Here is a 17,097-nt window from a genome sequence, read left to right on the forward strand (position 1 = left end):
AACTCACAGGCAGTATTATAGCCCTCGTTGACACAGACAAGGTATTTAAACCGACATCTAGTTAACATTTCGGTGAATAGCGCAGCTTGGTAGCGCATCTGGTTTGGGACCAGAGGGTCGGGGGTTCGAATCCCTCTTCACCGACCACTTTTAAAAAAGCCGCATCAGAAATGATGCGGCTTTTTTGCGTCTGTAATATAAATTCTAACCACTTTATTTGAGAAATTAATAGGTATTGATAGCTATCAACACCTATTATTCTTTAAAGACCCTAGTTATGAGTATTAAATAACGCTAATTTTCCATTCTCTTTAAATGCAACAACTTGGTATTTATCTTTCTTGTCACCATATTCCATTCCTGGTGAACCCATTGGCATTCCAGGGACAGCTAGGCCTTTAAAGTCTTTAGGGTTAGCTAAGAAATTTTTAATGTCTGCGGCTGGTATATGCCCCTCAAATACGTAGCCATCGATAACTGCTGTATGACAAGAAGCCAGACGCGGCTCTACGCCAAGTTTTTGTTTTATCGGATTCATGTCTTCATGATCTTCAATCTTCACATTAAATCCGTTATCTTCCATATGTTCGACCCACTCAGTACAGCAGCCACAATAAGGTGATTTGTAGGTCATAACTTCAGTAGCAGCAAAGGCCGAAGTGCTAAATAGAACAAATGGAAGTAAAGCTAATTTAAAGTTTTTCATAGTGGGTTTTCCAAAGGTTATTTTGAATTAGGTGATAGCCAAAACCAGTAAATAATGGCAATAATCAGAGCAATACCGAATAAATTAATCATGTGACGCTCCTTTGTTATTTAATGAAGATCTCGTTGAGAACGAGGGGTAAATAGTCGTAATCGATTTGCATTGGTTACGACGGTAATTGAAGATAATGCCATTGCAGCACCTGCAACCACTGGGCTTAGTAGCATGCCGGTGAATGGAAATAAAATGCCCGCAGCAATAGGAATGCCGACGGTGTTATAAACAAAAGCACCAAATAAATTCTGTTTCATGTTTTTCATTGTGGCTTTAGATAATTCAATGGCGCTTACAGCGGTGAGTAATGAGTGATTCATTAGCGTAAGATGAGCGCTTTCAATCGCAACATCACTGCCATTACCCATGGCGATACCAACCTCTGCTTGTGCGAGAGCTGGTGCATCATTAATACCATCACCAATCATGGCGACTTTTTTACCTTGGGCTTGTAGGGTTTGAATTGCCTGAGCTTTTCCATCAGGAAGTACACCTGCAATGACGTGTTTAATCCCTAATTCTTTTGCAACGTGTTGCGCTGTTTCTTGGCGATCTCCAGTCAACATAACCACATTGATACCAAGCTGGGTGAATTGATTAATCGCTAACGCAGAGTCTGCTCGAATTGAGTCACTGACTTCAATAACACCAATACACTCATTTTGAATGGCTACATACAGTGGTGTTGCTGATACAGAGACAGTGACGCCTGGAATATCAATGTTGTTATTTGCTAAATAAGTACGATTACCAATGTAAACCGTATTAGCATTAACAGTGGCTGAGGCTCCTAATCCTAATTGAGCGATAAAGTCGGTACTGTTGATATTATCCCAAGAATTTTTCTTTAAATAATTTATAACCGCTTGAGCTAATGGGTGCTCAGAGTGACTTTCTACCGCAGCGGCTAATGAGATAATATCAGCCTCTGTATGGCCATTAAAACCAGTGACTTTGGTTACTGTAGGTTTTCCTTCGGTTAATGTTCCTGTTTTATCAACAACAACAGTATCTATTGTACTTGCCGTTTGAAGTACATCTGCATCTTTGATCAGCGCACCAAATTCGGCGGCTTTACCTATGCCAACGGTGACTGACATTGGGGTTGCAAGACCAAGTGCACAAGGACAAGCAATAATAAGTACCGTTGTAGCAACAACTAGCATATAACTAGAAGTTGGCTCTGGTCCAAAGTTATACCAAATTAATGCCGATACAATAGCAATGATCATCACGCTTGGGACGAATACCGATGAAATTTGGTCAGCTAACTTCGCTAACTTTGGTTTGCTACTTTGTGCATTTCGGACCATTGAAATGATGCGTGCTAGCATGGTGTTTTCACCAACGTTTGTTGCAATAAACGTAAAGCTGCCTTGTTGATTAATCGTTCCAGCATGAACAGTGTCATCTTTGGATTTTAAACAAGGTAAAGGCTCACCAGTAAGCATGGCTTCATCTAGATAACTCTCACCACTAACAATAGAGCCATCAACAGGTATTTTTTCACCAGGTTTGATTTTAATTATCATGCCTTGAGTGACCTGAACTATTGGTAATACCAGCTCTTGACCATTTTGTATCACTGTTGCTGTCTGTGGTTGCAGATCCAACAGTTTTTCAATCGCGGTAGACGTGCGGTTTCGGGCTTTAGTTTCTATCAAGTTACCAAGTGTAATTAAGCCTAAAATCATCGCGGTGGCTTCAAAATAGACATGACGAGCTTGCAGTGGAAAAAACTCAGGTGAGATAACCAACGCCATAGAATAAAGCCAAGCAGAGCCTGTCCCTAATGCGACTAAAGTGTCCATGGTTGCTCTGTGATGAGTAAAGGCTTTCCATGCATTTACATAAAAGTGTTTACCCGCAGTAAGCAGTAAACCTAAACAAATCAGGCCAATAACTGCCCATGCTAATTGATCATTAACGGTGGTGATTTGCATATTGCCACCCAAAACACCCCACAACATTAGTGGTGCGCCAATGGCGAGTGAGATAATAGTGTTCTTTTTATGTGTACTGGTTGTTTTTAAAAATAATTCTTTTTGTCTTGCGCGACGTTGGTCTTCACTGAGACTTAGTTCTGCCCCATAGCCTCCAGCTTCTATCGCTTGAATGAGCTCTGTGACATTCACATCACCGTGGATGAGTGCGGTACGTTCAGCCAAGTTAACCGTTGCTGATTCAACATGATCAACATGTGTAATAATGCTCTCTACTGAGGCGACACAGCTGGCACAAGTCATGCCTGTTAATATCAATTGCGTTGTTTTTTTATCGATAGATTGCAGCGATTCTACAGAATTATTTATGCTTGGTTTTGATGGTGATTCATTGTTTGAATCGAGTGCGTTACCAACGTTAAATGGGGTAGTACTTGCTTGAAATCCGATTGATTCAATCAGCTCGATGATCAACTCTTGTGGTTGTGTAGTATTAAAGACAAGCTCTGTTGTTGAGATGACTTCAATGCTTGAATGGGAGAGTGTACTCAAGGCTTCTTTGGTTTTATTTATGCATTTATTGCAATTCAATCCTGCGAGATACAGTGACACTCGTTTTGGTTCAGGAATAGAATAACCGAGTTGCTCAATAATTTCAGCGATGTCTTGGTAAGTCAGTGTTGTCGTTAGTGCAAGTTCCGACTTGGTTACTGAGTATTGAGATATATTTGGGGTGTTAGCAAGCTCTTGTTCAACCTTTGCTACGCAACGACCACAGTTTAATCCTGATAATGGAAGAGTAAATTCCTGACTCATAATAACCTCGTTAACTATTCTTGATATTGCTAATAATAAACCTTACAGTAAATGGAAGGTCAAGAGATTAAATGAGTTTAAAATGAATATTAGTGAAGTAGCGAAGTTAACCGGATTAACAGCGAAAGCAATTCGATTTTATGAAAGTAAAGGTGTGATCAAAGAGGCGAGTCGAAGTGCTAATGGCTATCGTCAATATACAGCCGCTCAAGTGGAAGAATTACAGTTGATTAGGCGTTCAAGATTGGTGGGTTTTAGTCTAGAAGAGTGCCAAGAACTATTAAGTTTATCAAGTAATCCTAATCGTCGCAGCGCTGACGTAAAGAAAAAAACGTTAGAGAAAGTGGCAGAGATTGAAGCGAAGATCCAAGAACTTGAGGGAATGAAGCAAACATTATTAGAGTTAGCAAATGCGTGCCCTGGTGATGAAGGGCATGATTGTCCTATTATTAAAGGATTAACCTGCTGCCACGATAAAAAGTAGCAACAGGCTTATTGTTCGATAAATTAATAAATTAATAAAGTAATGAGTAAAGCTGGCGACGGTACTGACCTGCAATAGGGTTACCTTGACCAAGAGCGGATAAAATATCCATCATGGCTTTTTTCATTTGACCATCTTGGGCATTCAGATCTTTCAATAAAGCAGTCATTAGGATCTCTAATGCTTCTTCTTGACGGTTTACTTGGCTGTATTGGATCGCAAGCTCTAAAGCGACTTCATTATTGGTTGGATCTGCGCTGTAGGTATCTTCTAATGCTTGGATCTCTGGTGTATTTCCGGCTTGTTTATGTAACTCAAGTTTAGCGATTAATTCTTTGTATTTGCTGTCTTGATCTTGCATTAAAATTTCAGAAAGAATTGTTTCTGCTTGATCGTAAGCTTGAGTCTCAATATAACATTGCGCAATGTGCAGCTTAATTTGTCCATTACCACCAAAGTGCTCAAGTAATGCAAGAAGAGTAGGAAGAGCTGCTTGATATTCGCCTTCTTCAACCAGTTTAAAGGCTTGGCCTAATTGAAGTTCTTCTTGGCTTGGTAGGTGTTTGTTTAGCATCCCCTGAATAGCTTCGATGGTTTGAGGTCCACCCATACCATCGATGGCTTGGCTATTTTTAAATAAAGCTATCGTCGGTAAAGTTTGAACGCCAAATTGCTGAGCAAGACCTTGTTGTTCTTCGCAGTTAAGCATAACAAGAGTAACAGCATCACCGTATTGCTGGGAAAGTTGTTGTAAGCCTGGAATAACGGCAATACTTTCTTGGCTCATTGGCGCCCAGAAGTGGATTAGCACAGGGGTTTGCATTGAGCTTTCTAAAATTTGTTGGAAGTTTTGTTCGTTTAGTTCAACGCTATGTTCTGGTTGCATGATCTTTCCCTAAAAACAGTATTTATTCTTTATATAGATATATGGGAAGTTATATTGTTTTTCAAGGAAATAGAAAGAAGAAAGCCACTATAAAAGAAATTATAGTGGCTATTCAAAGTACAAGCGAAGACAATTGTTAGATCAGTATGAATACCGCAACAGCAACACTCACACAGATCCAGTTGATTTTACCTAGTGTCATATTCCCCCCGAAAAAACACCATCTACCGGATAGGAATGAATATACGTTTTCAATATGACACTAATATTACATTTTCACTCTTTTCTCATATTTATTAAATATTACACACTGATGACAGTATAAAGTTAGGTTAATCACTCTTATTTAAGATCATATCTAAGTACTTTGTTGGTAATAATCGTTTTAGAACCGCAAACAAATGAGTGGGGAAAGTGACGCGATAGCGGTTTTTTGGTCTTGATGAATTAAGTGCGTGGAGCAGGGGAGGAATAATAGAATCTGCCGGAAGGACAAAAGCACTACCGGACTGTTCTTTTTCAAGTCGTTGTTGTTGAATAAGGTACTTTTCTTTATGGTAACTATTATCTACATTTACCCATTTTTTAAATGCTTTCAGTGCATTAGAGCGGAATTCGGTTTCAATTGGACCTGGTTCAATTAAGCTAACCTTGATATTTGTCTCTGAGAGTTCTAGGCGTAATGTGTCAGTCCATCCTTCAATTGCGAACTTTGATGAGTTATAAGCCCCACGATATTTCATCGCAACAATACCTAATACAGAGCTGTTTTGAATGATACGGCCTTCACCTTGCTTTCTCATTACCGGAAGTAGTTCTGTGACTAATTGATGCCAACCAAAGAAGTTTGCCTCGAACTGCTCCTTTAATGCATCCCTTGGTAGATCTTCAAGGGCTCCAGCTTGACCATATGCGCCATTATTGAACAATCCGTATAATTTACCATCAGTAAGTCTAATTATATCCGCAACCGCGTTAGTAATACTTTGTGAGTCGCTATAGTCTAAATAAAGGCAGGTTAACCCTTCGCTTTGCAATCGTGCGACGTCTTCTTGTTTTCGGCACGAGGCTATAACGTTAAAGCCATGCTGCTGTAATTGATGGGCAGCGGTATAGCCAATACCTGTTGAACAGCCTGTAATAAATATGGTTCGCGTCATGAATTTTATCTCTAATGAGTAACGTTAAGATGAGTATAAAGCAGAGTTGAGTAGTCGTTCATTGATTTTTTAAATATAAAAAAGACCAATAGCAGATGCCATTGGTCTTTTTAGTGTTTTCAAATAATAAGGCTATTAATGTTAACTAGGTAAGTTAGATCGCTGCTTTTTTCGCTTCAGCTAACCAAGAGTTGAATAAAGGTCGATTTGCTTTTATCCAGCCATTAACGTGAGATTCAATATCAGCTGAGCTGTTTTTACCTTTACTCATCATCATGTTTTGTGCACTAACGTCATTAATGTTTAGTTTGATGATTTCAAATAATTTAGCTGCTGCAGGGTTTTGTGCCGCAAACTCTTTATTAGCAATGATGCGCATAGAGTTCATTTCAAAACCGTAGTTTTTACCATTAGATAGAGTAGTATCAACATCTTTACGATCCCCTGGAAGAGCAGAGAACGGTACTTCTAGCCATACTACATCTTTATTAGGAACAAGAACGCCACTTACCCAATAAGGTGTCCAAGTATAATAGATAACAGGCTCACCATTTTTGTAACGTGAAATGGTATCAGCAATGATTGCGGCATAGTTACCTTGGTTATGGCTGACGGTGTCTTCAAGTTGATAAGCACCAATTTGGTGTTCGATTACCATTTCACAACCCCAGCCAGGGTTACAGCCGGTAAGGTCTGCTTTACCATCACCATTTGCATCAAACAATTTTGCAATTTTTGGGTCTTTTAATTGACCAATATTAGTGATGCCGTATTTTTCAGCCGTTTTTTTATCAATTAAGTAACCTTGCGCTGCACCACTAACATATTGACCTTGGCGGTAAAATTTATCATCACCACCAGACATTTTGTATTTGTCAGCATGAAGAGGGAACCAACCTACCGCAAGAAAAGTCGCATCGCCTTTTGCGATTGAGGTATAAGCAACGTTGTAATCAACTTCTTTTGTTGGTTGAACATCGTAGCCTAGCTCTTCAAGTGCGCGGTTTACAATTGATGTTTGAAACGTCTCTTCAGCAACGGTTGATTGAAGAGCTTGAACAGTAACGCCTTCACCAGGTAGTTTTTCTGCCCATACATTTGACGATAAAGCCAAAGTGGAAACGATACTTACCGTTAGTGCTTTCTTCCATGAATTAATCATTCTTATTTCTCCTTAAGTTTTAATTCTGTTTTTAGTTCTTTTTTCTGAGCAAACATATTTAGTAAGATGGACACCGGTCCCATGTTGTACCAACGTAATTTAGTGTTACCTGCGTTTACCCCTAATACTTGGGTGATTCGGTCGAGTAAAATAGCAAGAATAACAATACCCAAACCACCAACAGCAGCCAGACCCATATCTAAGCGTCCGATACCTCTTAATACCATTTGACCTAATCCACCGACCGCGATCATTGACGCAATAACCACCATAGATAGTGATAGCATCAAGGTTTGGTTAACTCCTGCCATAATGGTAGGTAGTGCTAGTGGCAGTTGAATGCGATACAGCATTTGTTTTTTACTGGCACCAAATGAATGGCCAGCTTCGATTAACTCTTCTGGTACTTGTTGAATACCTAGGATAGTTAAACGTACAACGGGAGGTAATGCGAAAATGATAGTTACGACAACACCAGGAACATTACCGATACCAAATAGCATTACAATTGGTACTAAATAAACAAAAGCGGGTGTGGTTTGCATTGCATCTAAAACAGGTCGAACAAATTTGGCTGCCGTCTTGCTTCTTGCCAGCCAGATCCCCATAGGTAATCCGATAAGCAGACAGAAAAAGACTGAGGTCATTACGAGTGATAGTGTTGTCATCGCTTCAGACCAAGCACCGATAAGCCCAATTACGAGTAACGAAGCTGCTGTTGAGATACCTAACTTAAGGTTAGAAAATTGCCACGCGAGCAAAAATAGAATCATGAGCATAAAGGGCGCAGGCGTGGAGACTAGTGCCGTTTCAAAAGAGCCCAAGATGAAATCGATAGGAACACGAATAGCTTGAAATAATGGACGGCCATGTTCAACTAACCAGTTCAAGCCTGATTCTACCCAAACATCAACAGGAAGTACGGCTTCTTCAAATGGGTTTAATGGGTCAAAGGCTTTGGTTTCAACCACTTCGCTGCTTAACCAATCTGCTGACGCTGATGTATCGCTTGCTTGCCCCCATGGATCATCATTTGCTTGTGTTGTTGTTTGTGACCATGGGTCATTGTTTGTTTGATCTGATGACATCGTTCTACCCCTTATCTAACGTCTGAAGTAGTCGTGATTTCGTCACAACACCAAAATACTTACCATTTTCGTCAACCACAGGCACCGAGTAAGGTACATTCGCAACTAAACCTAAAATATCATTGATAGCTTGGTTTGGTTTGAGCGTTATACCATCAGCCAATTGTGCGCTGACTAACGATCTATTGTCGTTATGTGCTTCGCGAAGAGAATCTACAGAAACGATGCCAGAATAGAGACTGCTCTTATCGACAACGATGCCATATTCTCTGTCGTTATCCATTAGATACTGAAGAGCTGAGGCTGGACCATCGTGTTCTGATTTCTTAAACATAGCGGCAGGTTTTTTACGAGCAATGTCTTTGGCTGTTAAGACGTTTGCGACATTAACACCACGAAAGAAAGCTTCAACATAATCATTTGCAGGGTTGTTGAGGATGTCATCAGGAGTACCAACTTGAACTACTTCACCATTTTGCATGATGGCAATTCTGTCCCCAATACGCATCGCTTCATCTAAATCATGAGAAATAAAGACGATGGTACGTTTATCATCATTTTGTAGGCGAATCAGCTCATCTTGCATTTCCGTTCTAATCAACGGATCAAGAGCAGAAAATGCTTCGTCCATTAAAAGAATATCAGGATCACAAGCGAGTGCTCTTGCAAGACCGACACGCTGTTTCATACCGCCAGATAATTCATCAGGGTAAGATTCTGCATAAACATCAAGACCAACTCGTTCTAGTGCACTTAGAGCACATTTTTTGCGCTGTTCAACGTCAACACCCGCTAGCTCTAAACCAAAGGCTGCATTTTCAATGACAGTCATGTGTGGCATTAGGGCAAAATTTTGAAAAACCATTGAGATATTATTGCGGCGAACTTCGCGGAGTTCTTCTTCAGAGATGTGTGCAATGTCTTTTCCTCTGAGGAGTACATTGCCTTGAGTCGGTTCGATAAGTCGATTGAGAAGGCGAACTAGGGTGGATTTACCTGAACCAGAAAGGCCCATAATAACGAAAATCTCACCTTCATGAATACTGAGAGAGACGTCATTAACACCAATAGTTAATCCTGTTTTCTCAAACACGTCGTCTTTATTTGCGCCTTTCTTAATCATTGTGAAGGCGCGATCAGTGTCCTCTCCAAACACTTTGTACAGTCCCTTAACTTCCAGTATGGGATTCATTTTTAAGTCCTTTGTAAGCTATGCTTATTGAAAATTCGTTAGTACTATAATTAAATTTCCGTGACTTATCAATGATTGCCATGTTGTAAAATGGCTTGTTATTTATTTTTCTTTGGTTTTCTTATTAAAATAAAATAACTAAATCTACAGTATATCATTGTTTTTAATGGATTGATTGTGGGTGTGTCTTTGTGTGGTAACGTGTTTTGTTATATTTAAGATAAGAGGATATATCTGAATGGTTTTAATAGATTAACAGGGTATTTTTATAATTAATTTGAGTACGAATTAAATTTACTGAGTGATTTATTGTTCAATCACTCAGTAAATGATGTGGGGTTGTAACGTGGGTATGCGTAGAGGCTTGGTTATTGGCTTGCTAAGGCGATTTAACTTAGCTCAATAAGTGTTTCAACGCAGATTCAATTCGAGAGTAACGAAACTTAAATCCTTCATGTACGATTCGCTTTGGACGAACTCTTTGGCTGTCGGTTAATAAAACAGATGCTTCACCAAGAATTGATTTAATTACTATATTCGGTGTATACAGAAAGTGAGGGCGTTTTAGAGTTTTGGCGAGTGTTTGACTAAAGGTTTTATTAGTTACTGGGTGTGGTGCTGTTAAGTTATAAATTCCATTACTGTCATCTTGCTCTATTAAATGCAGTATTCCATGAACCATGTCATCAATATGTATCCAAGACATATATTGTTTGCCATTGCCAATAGGACCACCTAATCCGCATTGGTAGGGAAGTCGCATTTTTTTTAGTGCTCCACCAGATAGAGAGAGAACGACACCCGTCCGTAAGATACAAACACGAGTTAACTCATTTTGAGCTTGTAGTGCTTTATTCTCCCATTGTTGACAGACTTGATGAGCGAAATCGGTTGAGATAGTTTTTGTCGTTTCATCAACATCTTGCGATCCGTTATCACCATAATACCCAATCGCAGAGCCTGATATAAAACAACGTGGTGGCGTTGTAGAATTAAGGCAAAGCTTGGCTAATTTATCGGTTAGATCACATCGACTATCTGTAATGATTTTTTTTTGTTTTCGAGTCCATTTTTTATCAGCAATCGGCTCACCAGCTAGATTGATAATAATATCAATGTCGTTAACGTTAGAAAATGAAGAGAGATCTGAAATGAAATCGACATGGGGTAAAGCAAGATGACTTAACGTCGATTCTGCTTTTTCCATATCACGAGTTAAAAGCACTAGGTGATGGCCTTTAAGGTGGTCTAATAGCTGTTTCCCTATTAATCCAGTACTGCCTGTAATGAGTATTTTCATCTCGTCTCCTGCAAGATATTTATAATAGTAAACTATATTAAGTATAAATAGAGTTCACTGATTGGCAACTTTCATCTTGTTTTCCTTTATACTTTGGGTTTGAACTGTTTCTTAAGTATTTGTAAGGACTCTCGTGAAATTATTTTTTGCTTCTGATCTCCATGGCTCTTTAACTGCGACTCAACGAATGATTGATACGTTTGTGGCCTCTAAAGCGGATCATTTAATTCTTCTTGGTGATCTGATTAATTTCGGACCAAGAAATCCAATTCCTGAAGGCCATGATCCAATCGCGGTTGCTGAATTATTAAATCAATACGCAGAGTCTATCATTGCTGTAAGAGGGAATTGTGACAGTGAAGTCGATCAAATGCTGTTATCTTTTCCGATCATGGCTGATTACAATATTGTTTTGTTACCGACAGGGCAGAAGTTATTTTTAACGCATGGTCATGTTTATAATGCAGATAAACGTCCTTTATTAAAAAAAGGAGACATTATTGCTCATGGTCATACGCATATAACGGTAGCAGAATGGCAAGGGGAGCAAATTATCTTTAATCCAGGTTCAACGACGTTCCCACGTGGTGAGGAAAGTAAACCAAGCTACGGCCTACTTCATGACTCTAGATTATCGGTATTAGACTTTGATGGAAACGTTTTAAATACGATTACACTTTAATCTTAAGATATAAAAAAAGAAGCCACTGGCTTCTTTTTTTATATCTGACATTTATATTAATGGTGTTTCTATCATCAATGCGAGAATAAAATACCAGAACCGTAATTTAAGCTTGTTAATAGCAATGTTTTATCATTAATTACGTCAACACGTTTACTTTGTTGAGCATCCATTCTGAATACGCGCATAATGAGTTTTTTCTGTGGGCCAGAGAAATCTTTATTATCACTTGCAGTAACGTCTTTAAACTCAATCGGATCTATTAATAAATAATCACCACTGTAGTCCCAGTTGCCGGTTTCCATTACGTTAATCGTTAATGGATCGACATTCTCAGAAAGCGCACTAAAAATCGTTAAGGTTGATGATTTTGAGTACGTTTTATTAGGGAGATAAACGACATTTGATTTAATATCGGCACGCTTTAACGGACCCATATCACCATAATCAGTATCAATACGAACCGTACTCATACTTTGCCATTCTTTCGATGTTAATAGTTGTTCTACTTTACTGTCACTTTCCCAATAAAACCATCCACTGCCTATCATTGAAATAAGAAGAAGAGCGACAGGGAAAAAGCGCTTTGTAAATGGAAGTTGTTCGCTATTTAGCCACATACGTTATCTACCTCTTTTTGATCAATCAATAATCGGACACTAATGCTTTGATCGCTGTGTTCTTCATGATGAATATAATTCAATGTGATTTGATTTGGTTGACCACTCGTCGCAATAACTTCTATTGGTTTTAGCGTATCAACATGGTTTGAATTATAAAAGACAGTACATTGCTCAATCAGAGGTTGCCATTTATCGATATTAGGGTGGTTAACAGGGACGAAAATAGGTACTTCGTCATAATTTGCCACTTGTACAAATGCATCAGATTTTGGTGTGTGATTCACATAGGCAATAATAGGTAAAATAAATGCGATGATCAGTGTTAACGTACCAAGTAAAGACAAGTGAGCTTGAGGCTTGTGCGAATGTTTAGTAGTTACTGTTGATGTTTTAATGTCGTTATTATTATCGCTGCTACTTGCGACTGTTTCTTGCGATGTCTTTTCTTGATGTTCAGTTTCTGGAGCATCAATATCATTAACTACTACCGTATCTACTTCAACGCTAGATAATGATTCTTCACCCATTTGTGGAACGGCTGTTGAAATAAACTGATAGCCACGTTTAGGCACCGTTTTTACATAGACGGGTAGCTTTGTTGGGTCTTGTAGCATTTTTCGTAGTGTCGAAATAGCTTGTGTTAAACTAGAATCATCGACTTCAAATCCTTGATCTCGCCATACATATTCATGTAGTTCATGACGACTAACAACCTTCCCTGGTTCTTGAATAAGCAGGCTTAAAACGCGGCTCTCATTACCACCGATGCGGATAATTTCGTCATCATTTAATGTATCAATGAGGCTATTATCGTTTGGATCGAATAGAAACCGGTTGCCAATAATAATTTTGTTATTTTCTATATTCATTGGTTGTTAACTCAGTAATGGTGATTCTTATGAATGATATCTAAGTATCATTTTTAGAATGTCTATTTAATGTCAAAACTTATCATTGCGCATTTTATAGTATAAAAAAAGCAAAAAAACAGTGTTTTTTACATTCCTTTACCTTGAATTACGGTTTATAAGTCCATATTACACTTGTAAGTTAAATACATATTGTCCTATTTCGGAGTTTTATAGATGAGCGATCAAACGATTAATAACAAAGAAACACGCGGCTTTCAGTCAGAAGTTAAGCAACTACTTCATCTAATGATTCACTCTTTGTATTCAAATAAAGAGATTTTTTTACGTGAATTAATCTCAAATGCATCAGACGCATCGGATAAATTACGCTTCAAAGCACTATCAAATGGTGATTTATATGAAGGTAATGCAGAGCTTGGTGTAAAACTGTCTTTTAATGAAGCAGCCAACACATTAACTATTTCAGATAACGGCATTGGCATGAGTCGTGAAGATGTTATTGAGCATCTTGGAACAATTGCAAAATCAGGTACAGCTGATTTCTTTTCAAAATTATCAGACGATCAAAGTAAAGACTCTCAATTGATTGGTCAATTTGGTGTTGGTTTTTATTCTGCATTTATTGTAGCTGATGCAGTAACAGTACGCACGCGTGAAGCTGGTGTGTCAAAAGATCAAGCGGTTCAATGGCATTCAGAAGGTGAAGGCGACTACACTATTGAGGACATCACAAAAGAGACTCGTGGTACTGATATCATTCTTCATATGCGTGATGAAGGTAAAGAGTTTTTAAGTGAGTGGCGTCTAAAAGAAGTGATTGGTAAGTACTCTGATCACATCGGTATTCCTGTTTCTATCTGGACCGTTGAAAAAGACGAAGAAGGAAAAGATAAAGAGGGTAAGTGGGAGCAAGTAAACAAGGCGCAAGCACTTTGGACTCGCAGTAAATCAGAAATTGAAGATGCTGAGTACCAAGAGTTTTATAAGCACGTATCTCATGATTTTGCAGATCCACTTACTTGGAGCCACAACAAAGTAGAAGGTAAGAACGATTACACCAGTCTTCTATATATCCCTGCAAAAGCCCCATTTGATATGATGAATCGTGATCATAAAAGTGGTTTAAAACTGTATGTTCAACGCGTATTCATTATGGATGACGCAGAACAGTTTATGCCTAGCTACTTACGTTTTGTTAAGGGTTTGATTGACTCAAATGACCTACCACTAAACGTTTCTCGTGAAATTCTTCAAGATAATAAAGTGACTCAGTCATTACGTAGTGCATGTACTAAACGTGTACTAGGTATGCTTGAGAAAACGGCGAAGAAAGACGATGAAAAATACCTAACTTTCTGGAAAGAGTTTGGCCAAGTACTAAAAGAAGGCTTGGCTGAAGATTTTGCTAATAAAGATAAAATCGCTGGCCTTCTGCGTTTTGCTACGACAGAAAAAGACAGTGCAGAACAAGCAATAAGCCTAGCGGGTTATGTTGAGCGTATGAAAGAAGAGCAAGATAAGATCTTCTATCTAACGGCTGATAGTTATGCAGCAGCGAAAAACAGCCCACACCTAGAGCAATTTAAAGCTAAAGGCATTGAAGTTGTTCTAATGTACGATCGTATTGATGAGTGGCTGATGAGCTACTTAACTGAATTCGATGGTAAACAATTCCAATCAATTACCAAAGCAGGATTAGACTTAAGTAAGTTTGAGGATGATGCTGAAAAAGAGAAACAAAAAGAGACAGTAGAAGAGTTTAAATCTGTTGTTGAGCGCACTAAATCTTATTTAGGCGATCGAGTTAAAGAAGTTCGTACTACGTTTAAATTAGCAACAACACCTGCTGTTGTCGTTACTGATGACTTTGAAATGGGTACACAAATGGCGAAACTTTTAGAAGCTGCTGGCCAAGCGGCTCCTGAAGTGAAATACATTTTTGAAATTAACCCTGAGCATGCACTTATTAAGCAAATGGCTGATGAAGCAGATGAAGAAGCATTTGGTCGTTGGGTTGAAATGTTACTTGGTCAAGCAATGTTAGCAGAACGTGGCTCTTTAGATGATCCATCACAATTCTTAAGTGCGATGAATCAGTTATTATCAAAGTAATAGAGCAATCGCTGTAAAAATAAAATGAATGAGATCTTGAGTGGCAATAATGCACTAAGGTCTCATTGTTTTTTATTGAGAGCCGTTACATTCTAGAATCGTTAGAGTTCGCTATTTTCATCTCAAACTTGATAGCGTTCTCAGTTCCGTGTATCTTTCACGGCTTATTTTTAGAAATAAAACTTATACCTAAGTTTATAGATAGTAATTCATTCTATTTGTAAGGTTTGGTATAAATTCCAAGATTAAATTTTAAGGGGAAAACAATGCGTATCATCCTTTTAGGTGCACCTGGTGCGGGTAAAGGTACTCAAGCTCAGTTCATCATGGATAAATATGGTATTCCACAAATCTCTACAGGTGACATGTTACGTGCTGCGATTAAAGCGGGTACTGAGCTAGGCAAACAAGCTAAGTCTGTAATTGATGCTGGTCAACTTGTATCTGATGAGATCATTCTTGGTCTTGTTAAAGAGCGTATTGCTCAAGAAGATTGCGCTAAAGGTTTCCTACTAGATGGTTTCCCTCGTACGATCCCTCAAGCAGATGGCTTAAAAGAGAATGGTGTATCTATCGATTACGTTCTTGAATTTGATGTTGCTGACGAAGTAATCGTTGAGCGTATGTCTGGTCGTCGTGCTCACTTGCCTTCTGGTCGTACTTACCACGTTACATTTAACCCTTCTAAAGTTGAAGGTCAAGATGACGTAACTGGCGAGCCTCTTGTTATTCGTGAAGATGATAAACCAGAGACTGTTCTTGCTCGTCTTGGTATCTACCATGAGCAAACAGCACCACTTATTGCTTACTACAATAAAGAAGCTGAAGCAGGTAAAACTCAGTACCTTAAATTCGATGGTACTAAGTTAGTTGCAGAAGTTAGTGCTGAGATCGAAAAAGCACTTTCGTAATCTTACCTAACGAACAATTTATTGTTATATTGAAGGCGGCCTTATTGGTCGCCTTTTTTTTATAAAAATAATGGATAATGATTGTGAATAATAAGAAAGCAGGAGTGCTGTTAGTTAACCTTGGGACACCAACAGCGCCAACGGCATCGGCAGTAAAAACGTTCTTGTCTGAATTTTTACATGATAAGCGTGTTGTTGATATGACTCGTTTTCTTTGGTGTCCGTTGCTTCATGGTGTCATTCTTCCGATCAGAGCCCCTAAAGTAGCTAAGTTATATGAAAGTGTGTGGATGGATGAAGGCTCGCCTTTAATGGTTTATTCACAACGTCAAATGAGAGCGTTGCAAGAACATCTTTCTATACCTGTTGCTTTAGGTATGACTTATGGTCAACCGACAATTAAATCAGGGATTGAACAATTAGAAGAGCAAGGGTGCGAAGAAATCGTAATTTTACCTTTGTACCCCCAGTATTCTCGAACAACAACAGCGGCAGTATTTGATCAAATTGCTAAGCAATATAAAACCACCCCGGTGTTGCCTAATTTCTCGCTGGTTCATAACTATCATGATCACCCACTTTACATAAAAGCCTTGGCTGATTCGATTAAACGATCATGGGAAGAAAATGGCAAAGGGGACTACGTTTTATGTTCATATCATGGGATCCCACAACGCTTTGTTGATAATGGCGATGTGTATGCAAAGCACTGTGAACGCACAACTGAATTACTAGCAAAAGAGCTGAATCTGACGTCAGAACATATTGGTATGAGCTACCAATCTCGCTTTGGACGAGAAGCTTGGCTGCAGCCATATACGTCAGAAACATTAACTGAATTGGCACCAAAAGGGGTTACCTCTTTAGATATCATTAGCCCTGCTTTTTCTTCTGATTGTTTAGAGACATTAGAAGAGTTAGCGGAAGAGTGTAAAGAGATATTTATGGAAGCAGGCGGTCAAAAATACACCTTTATTCCTTGCTTGAATGATGACCAATTACATATTGAAATGATGGCCGATATCGTCAATAAGAAATTTTCTCAATAATTAGGTCTGTTTTTTAGAAAAAAAGCATTTATAAGGGTTGAAAAGTACAACTCATTG

The 17,097-nt window shown here is 38.7% G+C and carries 15 protein-coding genes and 1 tRNA gene; 6 read left to right on the forward strand and 10 right to left on the reverse strand.

The window, feature by feature from the left end:
- Positions 1–70: 70 nt before the first annotated feature.
- Positions 71–147, forward strand: a tRNA-Pro gene (locus tag AC2INI_RS04060).
- A 124-nt stretch (positions 148–271) separates the two neighbouring features.
- Here the strand turns inward: AC2INI_RS04060 and AC2INI_RS04065 are convergent.
- On the reverse strand, positions 272–706 hold the full coding sequence (locus tag AC2INI_RS04065; RefSeq protein WP_486305395.1) for a DUF411 domain-containing protein: 435 nt from the start codon (positions 704–706) through the stop codon (positions 272–274).
- A 110-nt stretch (positions 707–816) separates the two neighbouring features.
- Positions 817–3,519: a copper-translocating P-type ATPase gene (locus AC2INI_RS04070; RefSeq protein ID WP_486311222.1), complete on the reverse strand. Its 2,703-nt coding sequence runs from the start codon at positions 3,517–3,519 to the stop codon at positions 817–819.
- 82 nt (positions 3,520–3,601) lie between these two features.
- Here AC2INI_RS04070 and cueR point away from each other — a divergent pair, with 82 nt between their 5' ends.
- Positions 3,602–4,003, forward strand: coding sequence for a Cu(I)-responsive transcriptional regulator (gene cueR, locus AC2INI_RS04075; RefSeq protein WP_486305397.1), 402 nt, complete (start codon positions 3,602–3,604; stop codon positions 4,001–4,003).
- A gap of 31 nt (positions 4,004–4,034) precedes the next feature.
- On the opposite strand, the gene AC2INI_RS04080 is transcribed toward cueR, so the two are convergent.
- From AC2INI_RS04080 to AC2INI_RS04105, 6 genes are all read right to left on the reverse strand, one after another.
- Complete coding sequence (locus AC2INI_RS04080; RefSeq protein WP_122035720.1) at positions 4,035–4,889, reverse strand: thioredoxin family protein; 855 nt, start codon at positions 4,887–4,889, stop codon at positions 4,035–4,037.
- 332 nt (positions 4,890–5,221) lie between these two features.
- The gene (locus tag AC2INI_RS04085) at positions 5,222–6,049 is read right to left on the reverse strand and encodes an SDR family oxidoreductase (protein ID WP_122035718.1); all 828 of its coding nucleotides are present in this window, start codon (positions 6,047–6,049) and stop codon (positions 5,222–5,224) included.
- Positions 6,050–6,203: 154 nt separating this feature from the next.
- Complete coding sequence (proX, locus tag AC2INI_RS04090) at positions 6,204–7,211, reverse strand: glycine betaine/L-proline ABC transporter substrate-binding protein ProX (protein ID WP_486305398.1); 1,008 nt, start codon at positions 7,209–7,211, stop codon at positions 6,204–6,206.
- A 2-nt stretch (positions 7,212–7,213) separates the two neighbouring features.
- Positions 7,214–8,299, reverse strand: coding sequence for a glycine betaine/L-proline ABC transporter permease ProW (gene proW, locus AC2INI_RS04095; RefSeq protein ID WP_486305399.1), 1,086 nt, complete (start codon positions 8,297–8,299; stop codon positions 7,214–7,216).
- 4 nt (positions 8,300–8,303) lie between these two features.
- The gene (proV, locus tag AC2INI_RS04100) at positions 8,304–9,491 is read right to left on the reverse strand and encodes a glycine betaine/L-proline ABC transporter ATP-binding protein ProV (RefSeq protein ID WP_122035710.1); all 1,188 of its coding nucleotides are present in this window, start codon (positions 9,489–9,491) and stop codon (positions 8,304–8,306) included.
- 394 nt (positions 9,492–9,885) lie between these two features.
- A complete protein-coding gene (locus AC2INI_RS04105) occupies positions 9,886–10,791 on the reverse strand; it encodes a TIGR01777 family oxidoreductase (protein ID WP_486305400.1) in 906 nt (301 codons plus the stop codon).
- A 133-nt stretch (positions 10,792–10,924) separates the two neighbouring features.
- Between AC2INI_RS04105 and yfcE the strand changes: the two genes are divergently transcribed.
- A complete protein-coding gene (yfcE, locus tag AC2INI_RS04110) occupies positions 10,925–11,473 on the forward strand; it encodes a phosphodiesterase (protein ID WP_122035705.1) in 549 nt (182 codons plus the stop codon).
- 74 nt (positions 11,474–11,547) lie between these two features.
- Here the strand turns inward: yfcE and AC2INI_RS04115 are convergent, their stop codons facing one another.
- On the reverse strand, positions 11,548–12,093 hold the full coding sequence (locus tag AC2INI_RS04115; RefSeq protein ID WP_122035703.1) for a regulatory protein ToxS: 546 nt from the start codon (positions 12,091–12,093) through the stop codon (positions 11,548–11,550).
- Positions 12,084–12,965 (reverse strand): winged helix-turn-helix domain-containing protein, encoded by an 882-nt coding sequence (locus AC2INI_RS04120; RefSeq protein WP_486305401.1) that lies wholly within the window; start codon positions 12,963–12,965, stop codon positions 12,084–12,086. The genes AC2INI_RS04115 and AC2INI_RS04120 overlap by 10 nt, the downstream gene beginning before the upstream one ends.
- Before the next feature lie 216 nt (positions 12,966–13,181).
- Here AC2INI_RS04120 and htpG point away from each other — a divergent pair, with 216 nt between their 5' ends.
- The 3 genes from htpG to hemH all read left to right on the forward strand — a co-directional run bounded on the left by htpG (position 13,182) and on the right by hemH (position 17,040).
- On the forward strand, positions 13,182–15,080 hold the full coding sequence (htpG, locus tag AC2INI_RS04125) for a molecular chaperone HtpG (protein WP_122035699.1): 1,899 nt from the start codon (positions 13,182–13,184) through the stop codon (positions 15,078–15,080).
- 266 nt (positions 15,081–15,346) lie between these two features.
- Positions 15,347–15,991, forward strand: a complete 645-nt coding sequence (gene adk / locus AC2INI_RS04130; protein ID WP_122035697.1) for an adenylate kinase — start codon at positions 15,347–15,349, stop codon at positions 15,989–15,991.
- 83 nt (positions 15,992–16,074) lie between these two features.
- Positions 16,075–17,040 carry a ferrochelatase gene (hemH, locus tag AC2INI_RS04135; RefSeq protein ID WP_486305402.1) on the forward strand — a complete coding sequence of 322 codons (966 nt, stop codon included), beginning with the start codon at positions 16,075–16,077 and terminating at the stop codon, positions 17,038–17,040.
- Positions 17,041–17,097: the final 57 nt, after the last annotated feature.

The organism is Aliivibrio friggae, assembly GCF_057368515.1.

What these genes read in the sequence shown, in the direction of transcription:
- AC2INI_RS04065 (WP_486305395.1), bottom strand. Translation starts at nt 706, where the DNA reads ATGAAAAACTTTAAATTAGCTTTACTTCCATTTGTTCTATTTAGCACT.
- AC2INI_RS04070 (WP_486311222.1), bottom strand. Translation starts at nt 3,519, where the DNA reads ATGAGTCAGGAATTTACTCTTCCATTATCAGGATTAAACTGTGGTCGT.
- cueR (WP_486305397.1), top strand. Translation starts at nt 3,602, where the DNA reads ATGAATATTAGTGAAGTAGCGAAGTTAACCGGATTAACAGCGAAAGCA.
- AC2INI_RS04080 (WP_122035720.1), bottom strand. Translation starts at nt 4,889, where the DNA reads ATGCAACCAGAACATAGCGTTGAACTAAACGAACAAAACTTCCAACAA.
- AC2INI_RS04085 (WP_122035718.1), bottom strand. Translation starts at nt 6,049, where the DNA reads ATGACGCGAACCATATTTATTACAGGCTGTTCAACAGGTATTGGCTAT.
- proX (WP_486305398.1), bottom strand. Translation starts at nt 7,211, where the DNA reads ATGATTAATTCATGGAAGAAAGCACTAACGGTAAGTATCGTTTCCACT.
- proW (WP_486305399.1), bottom strand. Translation starts at nt 8,299, where the DNA reads ATGTCATCAGATCAAACAAACAATGACCCATGGTCACAAACAACAACA.
- proV (WP_122035710.1), bottom strand. Translation starts at nt 9,491, where the DNA reads ATGAATCCCATACTGGAAGTTAAGGGACTGTACAAAGTGTTTGGAGAG.
- AC2INI_RS04105 (WP_486305400.1), bottom strand. Translation starts at nt 10,791, where the DNA reads ATGAAAATACTCATTACAGGCAGTACTGGATTAATAGGGAAACAGCTA.
- AC2INI_RS04115 (WP_122035703.1), bottom strand. Translation starts at nt 12,093, where the DNA reads ATGTGGCTAAATAGCGAACAACTTCCATTTACAAAGCGCTTTTTCCCT.
- AC2INI_RS04120 (WP_486305401.1), bottom strand. Translation starts at nt 12,965, where the DNA reads ATGAATATAGAAAATAACAAAATTATTATTGGCAACCGGTTTCTATTC.
- htpG (WP_122035699.1), top strand. Translation starts at nt 13,182, where the DNA reads ATGAGCGATCAAACGATTAATAACAAAGAAACACGCGGCTTTCAGTCA.
- adk (WP_122035697.1), top strand. Translation starts at nt 15,347, where the DNA reads ATGCGTATCATCCTTTTAGGTGCACCTGGTGCGGGTAAAGGTACTCAA.